A 19,115-nucleotide genomic window follows, 5' to 3' on the forward strand; every position below is an offset into this window, starting at 1 on the left:
TTATTTGATAGTTACAGAATTGTATGATGCGTTGACTGCCAGTAACGGCAGCGATAAAGAGCCGGTAGTAATGAATGAAGTTTGATTTCCTTTTTTTATTAACCTGTCTGTATATTTTCCAGGCAGGTACAGGGTGCCGTCAGTGCTGATGAGTTTGTACCGGCAGCCATCCAGGTCTTGCGGACGGATGGTAACATCAGACCGGTTTGATTTAATATTCAACGAACCGATCTTTTTTATGCTTAGGTCAAGATCCCCCTGTTTGCTAAAAAAGGAATAATGACCGCCGCCATCGAGGTCGAGTGAGATCTTTGATTGTTCATCTGTACAGTTCAGCGAAGCGATATTGATACAATTGCCCCTGATATCGCTGTAGCCGGCATTGGCTACCAAATTTCCGCCAACATCGGTAAAACGGAGGTCCCCAAAAGAAATGGTTACCTGAATATTTCCGGTAAGTCGAACCAGGTTTATTTCTCCATATTTATTCGTGAGCTGCAGTTTGTTCCGGACGGGCACCATCAGTTCCATTTTTATTTCCAGTTTACTTTGAATATGATCTACTGCCGCTGGTAGTTTGAAAATATTCTGAAGCGCTACATAGTCTTTTTCATTGGCAATGCCGAATTGCATATAGCCTAACTCCCGGTTTGCAATGGCCAGGTCTGGATGACGGGCAAAGTAATTGATGCGTACCTGGATGTAATTATTATTCCAGCCGGTTACCATCATGGTGGCCTTTTCGGCATTTACTACAAATACAGTAGCAGGGGTGCAGGAAATGTTTTTTGTAAAAGACCTGCTTGCGGTTTGCGCAACTGGCTGGGCTTCCAGATTACCGACAATCGCGGACGCAAGTATGAATAAAGCACTGACCCGTTTATGCATATTACAAAGTTTGCAGCATGGCTTTTACAATCCGTGCCTGATGATTTTCAATTCTTGTTTTAGCCCTTATCAATTGTTCGTCGTTCCCGAATATTTTGAGTTGCTGGTTGATGTCTGCAAGTGCTGTTGAAGACGCATCCAGGTCCGATTGCAACTCTTTAAAAGCCGGGGAATCACAAATGATATTATTACCCCGGCAAACCCTTTTAATATATGCCATCGCTTCTTTTTCCGTAGCGGGTAAGGGGCGTATTTTATGTTGGAAAGAAGACAGGTCGGTTTCTTTTTTAGCGCCAGGCCATAATGTTATGGCTGTTGCAAGTAATATTATAGTGGCTGCGACACTCCATCGTTGCACTCTTATTGCACGCCTGTGTTTTCTTTTAGTATCGATGGCTGTCCATAATGCGGTTGCAGGTGGCAACCCGGCCGGATATCTTTTTTCTAGTGAGGCGGCGCTTTGTCGCAAGGCTTCCTCTATCAGTTGATCATTCCATTCCATCCGTGGATTTTTAAAAGTTCCTTTAATTTATTACGGGCATGTGTTAGCTGCGATCGCGAGGCGCTTTCTGTAATGCCAAGAAAATGGGAAATTTCCTTATGGCTGTACCCATCTATCACATACAGGTTTATTATGGTGCGATAACCAGGTGGTAAAAGATGGATCAGTCTAATAATTTCCTTTGCTTCCGGACCGTTGTGCGCAGGTTGAACAAGCTCCTCCTGTTTTTCTTCATCGATCAATACCAGCGGATTGCTTTTGCGAAGCCGCATGAGGCATTCGTTGATCATGATCTTTCTTATCCAGATCTCCAGGCTTTGTTCGCCGCGGTATTCAAACGTTTTTAATTTGTCGAATACCTTTATGAAACCGTCAATAAGTACGTCCTGTACTTCAGCGTCGTTTTTCAGGTATCGCTGGCATAGCCGGGTCATTACGGTTACATACCGTTCATACAGGAGCTTTTCGCTCATGCGGTCGCGTCGAAGGCATGCTGCTATTAGCTCCTTAACTTCCAAATAATTCCGGGATTTGTGTTATAATAGTATAATGCAACAGATGAAAGGAACGCTGCATGGACGTTTGTAAATAAAAAATGCCCTCCTGGCTCAGCCGGGAAGGCATCTTAAACTTCTTTAATAATTACCTGTTTTCTTTTCGTTTGAGATAATTCTGCCAGACAAAAAATGCTGCAAACGCCCAGAAAAACACGGCTACCCAAATGTTCATGTTATCGCCGGTATAGTTCACCGGCATCATATCATTTAGTGAAGGGTTGTAGAATACGGGAAGCTGATCATTGGCCTTTAGCTTATCATAATCGTCTTCTTCAATGGGGATCATTCTTTGTTCTTTATCAAATTGAACCCAGGCTTCGTAAGTAACCCACCAGGCATCGCTTCTTTTGGAATGCCGTTGGTATTCGGTGCTGATGATGGTAACTGTTTTTTGTTGCCCTTCATTTTTGATCTTGTTGAAGTAGCTGTGGTATTGCCAGCCGTTATAAGTGAAATACAGGGCAAAGGAAAGTACCCCTGCGGTAACAATGAGGCGGCCCACATGGGCCAGCAAAGGGATATGCACAATGCTGCTAATAAGGCCCATGGTCAGAAGTACAAACGCAGTTCCAAGGATCAGGGTTAGCAACAGCCATTTTCGTTCATCGTTCCACATACTTACAAAAGAGAAATCCAGAAGAAGCGAGCGATTGGTCCGGTCTTTAAAATTTATCTGTTTGGTGGCCTGCCGGAAGGCATTATACTGCGGGTGATACAATAAGGTTAATTTATCACCTACGTACACCCATCCTGAATCCTGGATGTAGCGGGTGGAATACGATTGGTTATTGTAATTAAATGTAATGTAAACCTTATTAGAGAACTGATCGTACCAGACGTGGTTTTGCCGGTCGGTGGCAGTTACCTGTACTTTTACCGGCTGGCCCTCCTTAATGAACTGTTGTAATTCTTTTTCGTTGTTGTACAAACGCCAGCTGCCCCAGGTGAGGTATCCGAGAAGTAAGGCGATAATGATTGACCAAAACCAACTGTAGAAATTCCTGGCTGTGGTGATTAGTCCTTTTAACATTGATTTTATTTTGTACGAATACCAAAATAAGAATTTAGGCTTTTCACGCAAACATGCCGGTTATTATATTGGCCCCTGTTTAAAATATTATTAACAGTATTTTCGAAGTCCCTGATAACCCGGGTTTGAAATATTTAATTTTTTTTATCTTTTTGTGGTACGAATTTAGCAGAAGACCCAACCATCAACCCCAATAGTATGAAGTATGTATTTCCTTTGTCTCTTGTTTTTTTATCCGGTATTGCTATTAAAACCAGTGCGGCTGACTTTTCTGTGCCTTTAAAACCGGTTCCTGCGGTGTCGGCCGCTCCAACAGACTATACAAGCATGGCCATCGATGTGCTTAAATATGTTAACGAGTACCGTCGTAAAAAGGGATTATCCCCGCTGGTAATGAATAATGTAATGAATGCAGAAGCTTTAAAGCACAGCCAGAATATGGCGTCGCGCCGTACTTCCTTCGGGCATAATGGTTTTGACGGCCGTTCAAACAGGATCTCTTCAGCCATAAGCGGTATCTCAGAAGTAGGCGAGAATGTTTCCATGGGCAGCACTTCTGCCAAAGAAGTTGTTGATCACTGGTTAAAAAGTGATGTGCACAGAGAAAACATCGAAGGACATTATAAAATAACCGGTATTGGCATTGCAGCCGATAAAAGAGGTATTTTATATTTCACTCAGATATTTGCCATGAACTAACTATTTTGCCAATATGAAGTATTGGCCGCTTTCAATTCTTTTCCTGATAGGGGAGCATGCGTTCTGTCAGCTGGATGATATCCCGGCAAGAATGGCGGTGTATGCTTCCCGCAATAATGCTGATCAGTTGTTTGTTCATACCGATAAGCATATTTACACCAACAACGAATATATCTGGTTCAGCGGCTGGTTGCTGCACTGTGGCAATGATTCCATGCCCTTACACCGCCTGCTTTCGCTGGCGCTGGTGCCGGCTGATACCCGCACTCCCGGCATTCAACAAAAGTTTTTCATGCGCAATGGGTATAGTTATGGCAGTATGCAACTGCCCGATTCCATTGCCCCAGGGGTATACAAACTGATAGCCTATACAAATGTGATGGGGCCAGACAGTCTGCCCCTGGCTTTGTTTACACAGGACCTGTCGATCCGCTCCATTCGAAAGCCCGATATTGTAGCTGCTGCTACAATATTGGAAGATACAACAGGGAAAAAGGATCTGCTGCTCACTGTTAGAAATAAGGAAAATTATCAGCCAATTGCCGGCGCCGAATTGTGGGTGTGGTGTGGGAACAGCAAAACAATAAAAGGTATTACCGATAAAAAGGGCACTTATCGGCTTAATCTATCTCTTGTTGACCCGGGCAGTACGGCTTTCCCCATTATTAATACGAAAGTGAAATATCAGGGTGATATAACCTATCTCCAGAACAAATGGCCATCAAACACAGCAGACCGGCAATTGGATGCGCGGTTTTTCCCTGAAGGAGGTTATCTGGTTACGAATACCATTTGCAGAATTGGGTGGGAGTCAAAATCCAGTGCGGGTGAGCCGGCCACAATGCGGGCCATTGTTTTTGAAGATCAGCAGCCCATCGATACCATTACAACAAATGAACAGGGATTGGGTAAGTTTGATCTGCCTGTGCATACAGGCGTCTCTTATAGTATAAAACCCATTGCCTGGCCGGCTGAGTTACAATTGAAAAAAGAGGGCTATCTCCTGCCAACGGTATTGTCAAAGGGAGTAACGATCAGTATTCCAAAGGCGATAACCAATGATTCCCTTTTTTGTAAGATCTCTGCAAGCGGGTATTCACAGGTGAATATAGTAGTACATAATTACCGAACAGTTTTCAAACAACAGGCACTGGCGTTAAAGCAGGGTGTCGTTCGCGCATTGCTTTTATTGGATGATGTTCCCAAAGGGCTTACCGCCATAACCCTGCTGGATACTAATAATCGACCGCTGGCAGAACGCATCTTCTTCGCCCATTATAATAGTAAAACGATTTGTACTGTTACTCCGAATCAACAAGCGTATGAAAAGCGCCAGAAAGTAACTGTTTCATTTCAACTGAGCAAAAACGGTCAGCCCGTTGAAGGCTTTGCTTCTGTTGCCAGTGCCCAGGCTAATCGTTACAATTTAAGTAAACAACAGGATATTGAATCCTTTACCTATTTGCAGTCGTCATTGCAGCATGTACCGGATTATACCAATGGCGAAGGGTATAAAAATGAGGATCATCTAGAGAAAGTATTGCTGGTGCGCGGCTGGCGAAGATATACCTGGCAGGAAGTACTGACTGATAAACAGCACCCGCTTCCTTTTATTCAGCAGCTTTCAGTGGAAAAGTGATCGCCTCCGGAAAAATAAAAAGGCCCGTTACAGTAACTATTTTGAATGGCAGCACAACCCTGCCTTATACAACCACAGATCTGTCGGGAAATTTTGACTGCACGTACGACCAATTGCTGGTTGACCAGGGCAAAAATTTATGGATAAGTGCTGGCGATAAATATTCAGGGCACAAAGTAAACATATTGGACCCATTCATTACCATTAATAAGAAACTGGCCGCTGGTGTACATTTCAATACTATAAATGTAAACAGGTACTTACAATATGCCGGTGACCTTACTTTGAACGATCTAAATAAAGTAAAGCAACTGGCCGTGGTTACTGTCACTGCGCATAAGAATAATGACAATTCAATATGGGGTACCAGCGCCAATGCCTGCGGTGATTTTGTTTGTCCCTGGAATATACTGAATTGTCAGAACCATGCCGGTTTCCCTGGCAATCACCTGCCTGAGAAGGGAAAAACATATAATATTAATGGTGGTGGCATGGTCACTTATTGGGGGTGTGCCATGGAAGAACCCAATACAACCATACTACAGTATGAGGGAATTAAAATGGGAAAGGAATTGTATAATATTGGCGAAGAAGAAATTGCCAGTCCCGGTCCATTGTTCGTATCAACTATATACTGGTCGCCTGCGTTGGTATTTGACAAAAACGGTAAAGCCGAAGCTAGTTTTTACACCAGTGATATTACGGGACGTTTTCGCATTGTAGTGAATGGGATGGCTGCTAATGATGTTTTTTATGCTACCGGTACCATAGAGGTGAAGTAATGTCCATTATTAAATTATTACATTCAACGATGAAATATTCAGTAGTAAAGATCATTTGTTGCAGCCTGCTAGTGCTGGCTGCCCGGTTATCGTATTCGCAGGACAGTATTAAATACGTAGATGCCGCCACATTGATGCTGATCGGTAAAGCCAAAATTACCGATTCCATTTATCAACGCATTGATAGCATGGAAGCGAAGGATATGCCGCAGGCAGTGAAGGGCCTGGCCAAACAAAGCGCAGGCATTGCCATTTTGTTTGAAACCAATAGCCGCAGCATTCGCGCCAAATGGAGCCTGCCAAAAGAAGTGTATTTGCACAACATGACACCCGATGCCCATAGCGGCCTCGATCTGTATTGTTATAAAGCCGGTAAATGGCAGTTTGTAAGCATAGGGCGTGTGGCGCCTGGCATCAGTCAAAACCAGTTGATTGTTCAGAACATGGACAACACTGTAAAGCAGTTTATGCTTTATCTGCCACTTTACAATGGCATAAGCCAGTTGCAGATCGGTATACAAAATACAGCAACGATCAACAAACCTGCGCAGCCTGCTATTAACATTGCAAAACGAATTGTTGTATACGGCTCCAGTGTGGTACAGGGAGCTTCAGCCAGCAGGGCAGGCATGGCATACCCCGCTATGCTGCAACGAAGGACCGGGTATGATGTTATAAACCTGGGATTCAGCGGCAGTGCAAAAATGGAAATGCCGCTCGCCAAGTACCTGGCTACTGTGCCCGCAGATTGTTATGTGCTGGATTGTATTCCTAACCCCAGCCCCGAGGAGATCAGTGAAAGATCATATCCTTTTATAAAATACCTGCACGAGCAACAACCTGCTATTCCCATTGTGATGGTGGAAACCATCTTCAGACAAAATGGATTGTGGGACCAACAGGTGGGTAATACAGTTAAAAGGCAGAATGAGGCGATCAGAAAAACTTATGAGCGATTGAGAAAAGAAGGCGTAAAGAATATCTATTATCTTGAATCGGATAAGCTCATCGGTGATGACCATGAAGCTACCATCGATGGCATTCACTTGACCGATCTGGGTTTTACCCGTATTGCAGATGCAATACTGCCGGTAATAAAGAAAGCATTGGCTGAGAAGAAATAACTTATTTCTGGTATTGGTATTCGATGCCGTTTGCGAATGGCGTCCACCAGCAGGCTTTTTGGCCACATGATTTTAATGCATTGTTAGCCCAGGTATTACAGGTGTGAAATAAACTGTATTTGCCTTTTGCTTCATAAAAGGCATCGTGGTCGCCATAAGGTTCAACGGCTGTGATGGCAATGGGTTTACCTGATGAATTAGTTTGCAGGCTGTTTTCAATGAATATAATTAACCGTTTGTATTGTTCGTTGGAGAGTTCCAGCTTTACACAGGTTTTTCCTTCTTTTACTTTGTTAAGATAGTTGGTGTGTACAGCTGTAGAACTTAACCAGAAAGCAGCTTTTAGCGCAACACTGGCTTTCAGCTGGGCCATGGTACGCGTTTCGAGATAAAAGCCCTTGTCGCCCCAGCCAAAGGCAATATAATTGAATGCGGTGTCGCGGGTACGGGTATTGGTATACAGGATACTTTTACTCCAGTCTATTAGTTCTGTTTTAACAGGAAGAATCAGATCGGTATGTACAGGATTTGTTTTGATGTATACTGGAATCTGGTGTGCAGTATTGGCTTCGGCTTTAACCGTTAGATGTGACAAAGTCCAGGCACTACCCAAGTACAGGAGTAAGAGCAGGATAAGGGTTAAAAAGGTATAACCCGTGTATTTGAAAAGCTTTCTCATGTGGTTATTGATCTTATCTTAATTCCGCTAACCCCATGAAAGTAACCTATTTTTCGTATAAATAACACTTACTGGTAATGGTAATGCGGATAGTTTTAACAGATAGTTATCAAGCCCGGTACCCACTTACACTATTGGTACATAATTACCCGTATAATTCTACCCGCATTTGTACTAATAGACTGTTGTACTCAGTTGTTGCATGTTACTCCGTTTTATAAATAGTCCTGCCCTGGTATTCGGCTGCTATTACTTTACCATAAACGATCTTTGTCCAGCCATTTTCAAAGCCATGATTATTGGCGATCAGGTATCCTTTGTTAGTATCTTTCTTTACTATTTTATGCGCGTCTATGTACCTGCCTTTTACTTTACAAAATACAATATCGCCGATGTTATAGTCAGTTGCTTTTATAAAAGTTAAAAGGCTTCCATTTTTCAATATTGGCAACATGGAGTTCCCAAATGCTTTTAATTTTCCGGTTCCGGCTGTCTCTAAATCAGACTTGAGCCGTTCATACTTGTTCATCTTATAAAAAATTCCTTCTGGTCTTAGTATTTGAAAACCCCAGGTACATGGCCTGGGGTTTTTATTAATCAATCAACAGCTTTGTTACTGCTGCCGTATTTTGTGCCCACCTGGTAGTATACACTTCATCTGCTTCCGGTGTTTCTACCAGTTGCAGGTGCTGGGCTTCGGCCTTTATTTTCAATAACTCACCAATGGTTAATTTGCTGTTCAGTTTCTTCAACAGGGCTTCCACATTCCGGGTATCCAGATTTTGAACGATCTGCCCTGAGAATTGCATTTCAAGCCAAATTATCTCGCGGCGTTGAACATCCAATACACCAAATACCAAACCCTTGCTCAGGTCATTTACCACACGCACCTGGTGTTGTACGCACGATGGATCATATGCCACGCCTGTATTTTCAGACACCGTCATTTTATGTTTACTGTTCATCCATCCGACTACAAGGTTAGGCGTAATGCTACCATTGCTATAGGCGTTGCAGGTAAAGCTTACGTATTTAGCGCCCGCTTTTTGCAATTCGGCCAGATCTATTTCAATGTATTCGGCTGTACCGATCTTGTTAGGTATATGCCTGATGTCGCCGCTATGTTTACAACCGGTAACCGTCAGGGCGCTGTAAGAACAGCGTTCCGTTTTGTTGTTATAGGCAATTAAACAGCTCAGGTCCATATCCATATGCTGGGCATGTAAACCGGTTCCCCATTGCATAAACAGACGAACGGAATTGCCTTCCACGGCGAATCGGGCACCCATTAATGCAGCCGACATGTCCTGCACGGTATCGCTTCTATCTCCTATAGAAACAGGTATTTTGAACAACGAAGGCTCTATATACATGGTTTTTCCTGTTGCTGGTATTTTGGCAAAGCGGGTTTTAACCGCCAAAAAGCACAGATCAACAACAGCAGCCTGCATTTCCTCCAACTGCTCATCGGTATACATAGCCAGCATCCGGTTAGGTGGAATGTTCTTATTCACCCCGCCCAGTGGTTTTACTGAGCGGGTATTTGTTTTGTCGAAATAATTTTCAGCATACATGGCCAGTGTGAACAACAGACGGGCCGGTACTTTATCGATGATATCCATAAAAGCCGCGATGGCAATATCACTGCCAAACCACAACATGTTGGCGAACAAAGAACGGGCAAATAATCCCGGACGTTGTTGCAGTAATGCAAAGGTGGTGGTTACATCATAACGCAACTTGTAGTGCTCTACCAGTCCCTGCCATACTTCGTAATCCTCTTTATAGAACTTATCCAGCAGGTCACGCAGTTTATCATATCCTGTACGTTTGCTGTATTCAGCCAGTCGCAGGGCTCTGATAAAACGTACCCACATACCGCGTTTAGGGTGCATCATTTCGCACATTTTTGCGGTATCGAGGTTCATGTTGTTTAACCAGGACGCAACCATAACACTTTCTTTGCGAGTGTATTTCAGTTTCAGGGCCGCTTTTACGTTCAGCTTTGTATGGGCGGAATTATTCAGTTTCGCTACCAGGTGGCTGTTGTTGGTTACTTTGCGTTTTAAGATAGTGCCAGGCTCAATAATTTGTAAGAACCCGGTATGTTTATACCATAAGTAACGCAACACATCGGTTGGTGAGTTGAACAATGACTGTACTTTCTCCGCCTCGTTACGGCTGATATAAAGATCTGTCACGGCCATCAGGGTTTCTTTCATCCCTACCTGTACTTGTGGTAAAGGCAGTTCTGACAACAATATCTTCAGGCTATCCATTTGGGTAGCATCCAACGCTGTTTTAGACGATAACAGATCAGCCAGAAAATTAGCGGCATCTTTTGACGTCCACAACTCAAGTATTTTTTGTTCACTTCCCTGTTTGTAATCTTCAATGGCACCAAATTCAAATGGGGTACCACAGAATGGGCAACCATTATAGCGCTGCAACGGGAACGTATTGGCCGGGATGGTATGTCCGCAAGGCAGTACTGGCCCTTTGGTTTTATAGATATTGGCAAAGAAGGTCACAATATGATCTATTATAGATTCACCGGTTGGAACCAGCCAGTCTTTCACCAGCGGGGTCCAGTTTTTGTTCACACCAGTCACGTCACGCAACATTTCCAGTATGGTTAACTGAAATCCTGGTACGGTGTTATTTAAAGCTTTCAGCAATGGTTCAGAAACGCCATAACCCAGGCTGGCTAAATTAGCTACCAGTAAACCTGTGTTTCCCGTAAGGGTGTCATAGTTATTGGTGATAGCATTGTCTGGGATAAAAATAGCCTGTTGGCGGATGCTGACTTTTAATAAAGGATTCATAATACTTAATTTAAAAAACCTGATAATTTTGTTGCTTGTTACTTGGAAAAAGTGGATTTGGAGTAAGCAACAATTGACCATAGTTCAGCGAAGCAGGTTGGACTCGAACCAACGACACAAGCTGGATGTAAGTGATAATTGACCACGGTAATTCTCAAACAGATCACCAAATTGAATTGAAGTATGTTTAAATTGACCGATAGTAATTTTAAAACTTTTCTTTGCTCTAACCAACTGAGCTACTGCTTCGGATATCAAAAACGGTAATTGAAATAGTTTGTTTTAAATTGACTTGAAGTAACTTTTTCTTGACCATGAATTTGATACAGCAAATATGCACGCATCACTACGCAGTATAAGTGCGCGGCGAAAAATTATTTTGTCTGCCTGGGTTTAATTGTCTGGTTAACACGCAATTAAAGCTGAAAATAATTTCCGGTTTAAATAAAATATGCTGGAAGTGCGCAGCTGTATTGCGTATAAAAAATTGGTGTATTACTTTTACCACCCCAACCAACGTTATGTCTGTAAATAAACTGGCCCTTATTCGTTATAAAACCATCGATGATTGTCTGCGTAACAGGTATCGTAAATGGACCCTGGACGACCTGATTGAAAAAGTAGCCGATGTGCTGTACGAAATGGAAGGAATTACCACTGGTGTTAGTAAGCGCACCATTCAGGCCGATATTCAGGTAATGCGCAGTGATAAATTAGGTTACAATGCCCCCATCGTTGTGGTTGATAGAAAGTTTTACTCCTATAGCGATTCCGAATATAGTATTACCAATGCTCCGGTAAACCAGGCCGATGTAGAAAAAATGAAAGAGATCGTGGGTGTGTTGAAGCAATTCAACGGGTTTACCTACTTCGATGAAATGAGCGATATGATCGCCCGCCTTGAAAATAATCTGTACAGGACCGAAAACCAGGGCCGTAATTGTATTCAATTTGAAAATAACCATTTGCTAAAGGGGCTGGAACACATCAATCCCCTATATCAGTCAATACTGCAAAAAAAATCACTACTGGTAGAATACAAGTCGTTTAAAGCCGCCGCCTCCCAACATATTATATGTTATCCTTATTTGCTAAAGGAATACCGCAACCGCTGGTTCCTGATAGCCCGGGCAAAAAAACGGAATCAGCTACTGACCATGGCCCTCGATCGCATCATAGAATTTCAGGAGCTTTCCAAAGAGCCTTTTAACGATCATGACGGAATTGACTTTGACAACTACTTCGATAATCTCATAGGGGTTACCAAGAACGAGAGTGATAAGGCAATTAAGGTAGTATTGTTTGTTGACAAATTCAATGCGCCATATGTATTGACCAAACCCATTCATCATTCCCAACAATTGTTAAAGCAGGATGAGCAGGGTATTATCATCCGCATAGAGGTGGTACTGAACTTTGAACTGGAGCGGGAGATCCTGGGTTTTGGCGAATGTATGAAGGTATTGTCACCGCGAATTCTTGTTTCAAAAATACAGCGACGATTAAATAAGGCGATGCAGGGGTATGAACCAGAAGCATAACAATTTCATCATATACTAACGGTGTCACGTGTGTATATGTGAAAAAGAAATGAAAAAATAGAAGATTGGTTATGAATTTAGCCGGGTTCTCTTTTGTAGCTTTAGTGCCATTAAAAACCTTCCCATGGCTAAAAGTGTAAAAAAGGCAATACCAAAACGTAAGCCCCAAGCCCACCTTTCACTCCAGCCTGGTTCTAACGCTACAACCAAACCCACAAACCATACCAACATGCCAAAACTAACAACCACTTCACTGGTTGCAGAAAGCGCCCCGCATTCCCTGCAGGTGAGCATCACCTTTACATTTACCGGAGGTATAGGACAGGCCACTTCATTACTATTCAGAAATGGCGTGCTGATCAATATGCAAAGTATCAGCAGCAGCGGAAATATCCGGTTTTCAGAGGTACAAAGCGGTGATTCCATTTCCGTAAATGGCGTTTGCACCGGCCATGCAGTTATTGTCATCGATACTCCAACTGTTCCCGTTTCTCCCCAACAATTTGCTGCAGGGATCATCCTTACCGGCTATTTAATTCAATAATCAAACAGGCAATATGATCGGAAAAATTACGGGCATCGTAATGGTGCTGCTGTTTTGCTTTGCCACTACGCTGATAGCGCAAAAGAGCCCCATACCCAATCCTATATTAACGGCAGATTCATTAGCAACGGGTAATTATAAAGACGTGCTCAACAGCTTCTTTCAACTGGCATTTGACCGGCTTACCAGTCCTGACAAAACATTGAAATTTACAGGTACCCCTTTTGCGGTTATTGCAAAGCTGGATACTGTATTGCTGGTTGATACCATCTATAAGAAATACAGAACCCTCCGGAACCTGAACTATTCGTTCGGGTTACGGCTCGATTCCTCGTACCGGTTTAACGGATTTTCAGCAGGGCTCAAATATGCCATCATCAATAAAAGAGATGAAACGGTACAGAACGCATTTGTGAAGACCGTGCTTTCGAATGCAGCGGTGAAGCAATTGTTTGCTTTGAATAACCAAATGGTTGCAAAAATTCCTGCCATGCCTAATCCCTGGCCGTTGATGCAGGAATATTCAAATTTCACCATGGGGTTGATAAGCTTCGGGGCTTTAAGTAAACCATTACAGGATACCATGCTGGCTTTTGCCGGTAGCAGCGACAGCACGCGGGCTTTGTTTGAAACCCTTATGCAAACTCCGGACTTTAACATGAAACGCACAACCGATAGTCTTTATCAGGACATGAAAATGAACTTCAATAAAAATGCCCTGTGGACGGTTGGCGTTACTGACACCACTTTGAAGAATCAGTATGTTTTTGCCAATGTGGTCTTTCACACAGAATTTATAAAAAGCATTAATAAATACAGCAAAACAAAAAACGACCTGGAGTTAAATATCAGATCGCAATTGCAGCTGGTAGACGATACGTTGAAAGCTGGTCGCGATCTGGGGCGGGCTGTTTTTAATTTTGAACCCGGTATTAACTGGGTGCTCAATACCAAAAGTATCAGGAAGAGCTACCTGGAGCTGAAATTCAGTGGAGGCTATTATCATCTCTTCAACAGGGTATATGCGAACGAGGAACAAAATCAGCTCTGGTTAAATGGTACCATACGCATCAGGATCTTCAATGATATCTGGGTACCGTTCGAAGTGAAGTATGATCCCAGGAACGGGAATTTGTTCGGCTTTATAAATGTGAGGGCCAACTTTAGAGCCCTGGCAGGAGCAGCAAAGCAGCTTTATAAATAATCAACATAAGATAATGGATGGACGGGTCTCTGCTTAGCAGGGACCTTTTTTATTATAAGGGTGTTTAAATAACTTTAATTTTCTTTCTGTTTTAATGATGATTTAATACATTTAGCTGGATCGGTTGAATTAGGTGAATGACCGATAAAACGGCTGCATTCAAGATAATATCATGCTAATGGGTTAATAGTCAGCTGAATAAAAATGTTAACATTTGCGTTTCAATTTGGTATTATTTACTTAACATTGTGCTTTAATTATCTTAAAATACATTTAATTTCTTTGCCGAAACTTAAATGTATAGTTATGATAAGAAACCAGACACTGCCATCACCCGGCCAACGAAACGATTGTTCACACATTTGTTCACTATCTAACCTTGCTATATGAGATCAAGCTCTTTCTTAAAGCAGTTATTACTATCGACTGCTATTATCGTACAGGCACTGTTGCTTATGCCCACAGGAATAGTTGCCCAAAACAATAAGCCGCTAATAAAAGGGCAGGTATTGGATGAAAAAGACGCTCCGCTGCCGGGCGTAAACATTTTAATCAAAGGCGCCAACAGGGGAGTTAATTCCGGTGCTGATGGTAAATTCAGTCTTGAAGCACCCGGCGAAAATGCCGTGCTGGTTATTTCCTACATTGGTTATGTAACCCGCGAGATCTCCATAAAAGGCATCAGCAAAGAACTGTCTATTCAATTACAGTCTTCAGGCAACACCCTCAATGACGTAGTGGTAATTGGTTATGGTACGCAGAAAAAAGTAAACCTTACTGGCTCCGTTGAAAACATCAATGCGGCCCGTTTGGCCGACCGGCCTGTAACCCAGTTATCTACTGCTCTGCAGGGGATAGCCCCCGGCGTTACTGTAACTACCAGTACCGGTGCGCCGGGCAGTGATGCCGGAAACATTCGCATTCGCGGTATTGGTACCCTGAACAATGCCAATCCGCTCGTTTTGATCGATGGCATAGAAGGCAATATGAATGAGCTGGACCCCAACATGATTGAAAGTATTTCTGTGTTGAAAGATGCGGCCTCCTCTGCTATCTATGGTTCGCGTGCCGCCAATGGCGTATTGTTGGTAACCACCAAAAGAGCAAAAGGCGACAGGCTTACAATTACCTATAATGGTTTCATGGGTAAACAAAAAGCCACCAACCTGCCCGATAAAGTAGATGCGCTCGATCATATGCGCCTGTTGAACGAAGCTTATGTAAATACAGGTATTACCCCCGTATATACCGACCAGTTTATCGAAAAGTATAGCCAGGAAATGTTGACCAATCCCGATGAATACCCCAATACCGATTGGCAAAAAGAAGTGCTGAAAGGGTCGGGTATGATGCAAAACCACTCCGTAGGCATCAGTGGTTCATCGGGCAAACTGCGTTTTCTTACCACACTGGGCTACCTGCACCAGGATGGTATTGTAAAGTCGTCCTCTTTCGAAAGATACACGCTGCGTAACAATGCGGATGTTAAGTTCAATGAAAAAGTAAGCATGAAGCTCGATCTGCAGCTGATCAACCGGAACACGACAGAGCCGGGACGGGGCATGACGAACGTGTTCTCACAAATGAACCGCATTCCTGCTGTACAGTTAGGCCGGCTAACCAATGGCAAATGGGGTGAAGGTTGGAATGGAAACAATCCTATTGCCATGGTGGAAGACGGCGGCGCGCTGAAGAACAATACGCTGAGCATGCAGGGCAATTTGCAATTAAGCTATAAGCCGGTATACTGGTTAACAGCCGACCTGGTAGCAGCGCCCCGTTTTGTAAATTCTTATGATGATGATTTTGTAAAAGCGGTGACCACTTACACGGGCACTGGTTCAGTAGCCTTTACCCAGCCCGCTAAAAGTGAAAAGACCAATACCAACGCCCGCTCTTACTATGGCAATTATCGCGCAAATATTACCGCCGACAAACAATTTGGCAGCCATAGTGTAAAATGGTTGTTAGGAGCCTCAAAGGAAACCTATTATGCATCTGATTTCACTGCCTTCCGCGATAATTACCAGTTCCCCGATTATACGGTGCTCAATGCCGGTGATAAAAGTAATCAGCAGGCATCGGGCAGCGCTTCCGAATGGACCTTACAAAGTTTCTTTAGCCGCCTCAACTACGATTTCAAAGGGAAATACCTGTTAGAGGCGAATGCCCGCTACGATGGTTCGTCCCGTTTTACTAAAGGAAACAGATACGGGTTCTTCCCTTCTTTCTCTGCCGGCTGGCGTGTTAGCGAAGAGAACTTTATGGAAAGCCTGCGCAGCGTGTTAACCGATCTGAAATTCAGGGCCAGCTGGGGAACATTGGGTAATCAGAACATCGGCACCTATCCATTTGCTTCCAATATAGCATTGGGCTCTTACTCCATGGCAGGTCAGGTTGTTTCCATTGGTGCGTTGAACGATATGAGCAATAAGGATATTACCTGGGAAACCACCACCATGACTGATGTGGGGGTGGATGTAACGCTGTTTAAGAATTTGTCCATCACAGCCGACTGGTACCGGAAAATCACCGACGACATTCTGCTTACGCTGGATATCCCTTTATACATCGGTTTAAATGCGCCATATCAGAACGCAGGTAAGGTAAGTAACGTGGGTTGGGAGTTAGGTGTTAATTACAATGGCCGGGCCGGTGCGTTTACCTATGGCATTAATTTCAATATTTCCGATGTAAAAAACAAGGTGCTCGATCTGAAAGGCATCAGTGCTTCCAGTTTGTTGCAGAGCCGCGAGGGATATTCCATCAACTCCATCTACGCCCTGGAAGCCGATGGTTATTTTCAATCGCAGGCGGAGATCGACAACCATCCGGCGCAGGTGGGTGTGCTGGCGCCCGGTGATATCAAATACGTAAACCAGAACAAGGACAATATCATTAACAATGATGATTATAAAATAATTGGCAGCACCCTTCCCCGCTACACGTATGGGTTGAATCTGAACGCCGGGTACAAAGGGTTTAGCCTGAACGCCTTTTTGCAGGGCGTGGGCAAAGCCAATGGTTATTTATATTCCTACGCCATTCAGCCGTTTTACAGCGGCGGTACGGCGCATGAACAACATAAGGATTCCTGGACACCCGAAAATCCCAATGCAGCATTCCCCCGCCTTACCTATGGCGATGGTGGTAACAACTATCAGCCATCCAGCTTCTGGATGAAAAATGCCGCTTATGTACGCCTGAAAAATATTCAGCTTGGTTATTCATTGCCGGTATCACTCATCAACAAATGGGGCATGACGTCCCTGAAAGTATATGTGGCCGGACAGAACCTGCTTACGCATGATAAATTCTGGAAAGGATATGATGTGGAAACACCTGTAGGTACGGGTAATTTGTACCCACAGGTAAAAGTGTATACTGTTGGTCTGGACATTAAATTCTAAACATCCTTATTTACAAATCATGAAATGTACATCCACCATAATATTGATTGCCGGTATTATAGCCGGATTGACTGCCTGTAATAAATCGCTCGACAAGGTACCACTCGATAGCCCTTCTTCTGCCTCATTTTATAAAGATGCTACTGAAGTAGAGATGGGTATTCTGGGTTGTTATAAATCATTGAACTGGGAATTGAAAACAGCCCGCCCCTGGCCGGTGATGTTGGATAATTGCGCTGATATCAGCTGGAACCGGAGTGCACATGCCGTACAGGACCTGGGCAATGGAACGGCTACCAGTACCAATGGGTCAGCCGAAGTTGCCTGGACACAATGCTACAAATCAATAGGCCGTGCTAATTTTCTGCTCGATAATATCGACCGGGCAAAAGCCACGCTCGCCGAAGCTTATTACAGGCAGGTAATTGCAGAAGCCCGTTGGGTAAGAGCGTTCAACTATTTTCTGCTTACAGAAATGTTTGGCGATGTGCCGCTGGTAACAAAAAGCATTTCGTTAGAGGAGAGCAACCTGGAAAGGACCAGCAAGGCCGACGTGGTTACTTTCATCCTGAATGAAATGGATGAATCTGTGGCCGATCTGCCTGCATTCAATACGGGAAATATAACAGGCAGAGCCACTAAGGTAGCAGCGTATGCCTTAAAAGCACGGGTAGCTTTGTACAATGGGCAATGGCAGCCGGCAGCCGATGCTGCCAATGCAGCGCGGGCAATCGGTCATTACGGATTGTATGCCGATTATTCAAACCTGTTTAATTATACCGGTGAGTATTGCAAAGAACAGATCTTTTCCCTTCAGTATACAAAAGGGGTACTCACACATAGCAATAGCAATTTTCTTTCGAGCCGCCTGGCAGGTGGCGTAGCTAACGAAGTACCCACTCAGCAAATGGTTGATTCGTATGAGTGCACCGATGGATTGACGATAGACAAATCACCCTTATACAATACCGCCAAACCATTTGAGAAACGCGATCCCCGGCTGGCCATGAGCATCGTATTGCCAGGCAGCACGTATTATGGCTATCAGTTTGAAACGCACCCCGATAGTTTGAAAGTCTGGAATTATAATGTAACACCGGCAGTGCGGGTAAGCAACACAGATGCCACCAACCAATACGCTACGTTCACGGGTTATATGTGGCGTAAATGGACAGACATAAAAGACATGAAAGATGATGAGAATTGTGAAGGCGATATTGTGATCATGCGTTACGCTGAACTGTTGCTTATTTATGCCGAAGCAAAGATCGAGGCCAATCAAATAGATGAATCAGTATATAAAGCATTGGATTCGGTTAGGACCAGGGTTGGCATGCCTGTTGTGCCCCGTGGGCAAACACAGGACTATATGCGCTCGCTGGTACGCCGCGAACGTAAAGTAGAGCTGGCCAATGAAGGACATCGCCTGTTCGACATTCGCCGCTGGAAGATTGCGGAACAAGTGATGAAAGGGCCTCGCTATGGCCGCAGCCGTACTGCCTGGCTGAATACAGCGCCAGTGCTGGATGCAAACAGTACACCTGATTACAGCAATGTGTCAAATACGAGTATCATGCGTGTGATTGAGAACATGGTGTTCAATCCAAAGCGCGATTACCTGTGGCCTGTGCCGAACATTGAAGTGCTTACTACAAAGGGATTGGTAAAACAAAACGATAACTGGTAAAAGA

General features: G+C 43.8%; 16 protein-coding genes. 9 read left to right on the top strand and 7 right to left on the bottom strand.

Annotated elements, in window-relative coordinates; translation table 11 throughout:
• The 4 genes from BMX95_RS04850 to BMX95_RS04865 all read right to left on the bottom strand — a co-directional run bounded on the left by BMX95_RS04850 (position 1) and on the right by BMX95_RS04865 (position 2,977).
• Positions 1-888 carry a hypothetical protein gene (locus BMX95_RS04850; protein ID WP_081200862.1) on the bottom strand — a complete coding sequence of 296 codons (888 nt, stop codon included), beginning with the start codon at positions 886-888 and terminating at the stop codon, positions 1-3.
• A 1-nt stretch (position 889) separates the two neighbouring features.
• Positions 890-1,390, bottom strand: coding sequence for a KH domain-containing protein (locus tag BMX95_RS04855; RefSeq protein ID WP_081200863.1), 501 nt, complete (start codon positions 1,388-1,390; stop codon positions 890-892).
• Complete coding sequence (locus BMX95_RS04860) at positions 1,369-1,863, bottom strand: RNA polymerase sigma factor (RefSeq protein ID WP_081200864.1); 495 nt, start codon at positions 1,861-1,863, stop codon at positions 1,369-1,371. The genes BMX95_RS04855 and BMX95_RS04860 overlap by 22 nt, the downstream gene beginning before the upstream one ends.
• A gap of 169 nt (positions 1,864-2,032) precedes the next feature.
• Positions 2,033-2,977 (bottom strand): hypothetical protein, encoded by a 945-nt coding sequence (locus BMX95_RS04865; protein ID WP_081200865.1) that lies wholly within the window; start codon positions 2,975-2,977, stop codon positions 2,033-2,035.
• Positions 2,978-3,175: 198 nt separating this feature from the next.
• On the opposite strand from BMX95_RS04865, the gene BMX95_RS04870 reads away from it, so the two are divergent.
• The 4 genes from BMX95_RS04870 to BMX95_RS04885 are packed head-to-tail and all read left to right on the top strand — an operon-like array spanning position 3,176 to position 7,221.
• On the top strand, positions 3,176-3,676 hold the full coding sequence (locus BMX95_RS04870) for a CAP domain-containing protein (protein ID WP_207631603.1): 501 nt from the start codon (positions 3,176-3,178) through the stop codon (positions 3,674-3,676).
• Between the two features lie 13 nt (positions 3,677-3,689).
• Positions 3,690-5,315, top strand: coding sequence for a hypothetical protein (locus BMX95_RS04875; RefSeq protein WP_081200866.1), 1,626 nt, complete (start codon positions 3,690-3,692; stop codon positions 5,313-5,315).
• Positions 5,316-5,356: 41 nt separating this feature from the next.
• Positions 5,357-6,097: a hypothetical protein gene (locus BMX95_RS04880; protein ID WP_133053937.1), complete on the top strand. Its 741-nt coding sequence runs from the start codon at positions 5,357-5,359 to the stop codon at positions 6,095-6,097.
• A 29-nt stretch (positions 6,098-6,126) separates the two neighbouring features.
• Positions 6,127-7,221: an SGNH/GDSL hydrolase family protein gene (locus BMX95_RS04885; protein ID WP_165758950.1), complete on the top strand. Its 1,095-nt coding sequence runs from the start codon at positions 6,127-6,129 to the stop codon at positions 7,219-7,221.
• Between the two features lies 1 nt (position 7,222).
• On the opposite strand, the gene BMX95_RS04890 is transcribed toward BMX95_RS04885, so the two are convergent.
• From BMX95_RS04890 to BMX95_RS04900, 3 genes are all read right to left on the bottom strand, one after another.
• Positions 7,223-7,900 carry a TIGR02117 family protein gene (locus BMX95_RS04890; RefSeq protein ID WP_081200869.1) on the bottom strand — a complete coding sequence of 226 codons (678 nt, stop codon included), beginning with the start codon at positions 7,898-7,900 and terminating at the stop codon, positions 7,223-7,225.
• A 205-nt stretch (positions 7,901-8,105) separates the two neighbouring features.
• Positions 8,106-8,429, bottom strand: coding sequence for a S24 family peptidase (locus BMX95_RS04895; RefSeq protein ID WP_081201777.1), 324 nt, complete (start codon positions 8,427-8,429; stop codon positions 8,106-8,108).
• 64 nt (positions 8,430-8,493) lie between these two features.
• Entirely contained in the window at positions 8,494-10,725 is a 2,232-nt protein-coding gene (locus BMX95_RS04900) for a hypothetical protein (protein ID WP_081200870.1), read from the bottom strand.
• A gap of 521 nt (positions 10,726-11,246) precedes the next feature.
• Between BMX95_RS04900 and BMX95_RS04905 the strand changes: the two genes are divergently transcribed.
• The 5 genes from BMX95_RS04905 (at position 11,247) to BMX95_RS04925 (ending at position 19,111) form a co-directional block, all read left to right on the top strand.
• The gene (locus tag BMX95_RS04905) at positions 11,247-12,266 is read left to right on the top strand and encodes a helix-turn-helix transcriptional regulator (protein ID WP_081200871.1); all 1,020 of its coding nucleotides are present in this window, start codon (positions 11,247-11,249) and stop codon (positions 12,264-12,266) included.
• Between the two features lie 229 nt (positions 12,267-12,495).
• Positions 12,496-12,810 carry a riboflavin synthase family protein gene (locus tag BMX95_RS04910; RefSeq protein WP_133053938.1) on the top strand — a complete coding sequence of 105 codons (315 nt, stop codon included), beginning with the start codon at positions 12,496-12,498 and terminating at the stop codon, positions 12,808-12,810.
• Between the two features lie 13 nt (positions 12,811-12,823).
• Positions 12,824-14,014, top strand: a complete 1,191-nt coding sequence (locus tag BMX95_RS04915; RefSeq protein ID WP_081200873.1) for a hypothetical protein — start codon at positions 12,824-12,826, stop codon at positions 14,012-14,014.
• 386 nt (positions 14,015-14,400) lie between these two features.
• Positions 14,401-17,424 carry a SusC/RagA family TonB-linked outer membrane protein gene (locus BMX95_RS04920; RefSeq protein ID WP_081200874.1) on the top strand — a complete coding sequence of 1,008 codons (3,024 nt, stop codon included), beginning with the start codon at positions 14,401-14,403 and terminating at the stop codon, positions 17,422-17,424.
• Between the two features lie 19 nt (positions 17,425-17,443).
• The gene (locus BMX95_RS04925) at positions 17,444-19,111 is read left to right on the top strand and encodes a RagB/SusD family nutrient uptake outer membrane protein (protein WP_081200875.1); all 1,668 of its coding nucleotides are present in this window, start codon (positions 17,444-17,446) and stop codon (positions 19,109-19,111) included.
• Positions 19,112-19,115 lie beyond the last annotated feature (4 nt).

It is taken from the genome of Niastella yeongjuensis (assembly GCF_900110245.1).
GTDB lineage: Bacteria > Bacteroidota > Bacteroidia > Chitinophagales > Chitinophagaceae > Niastella > Niastella yeongjuensis.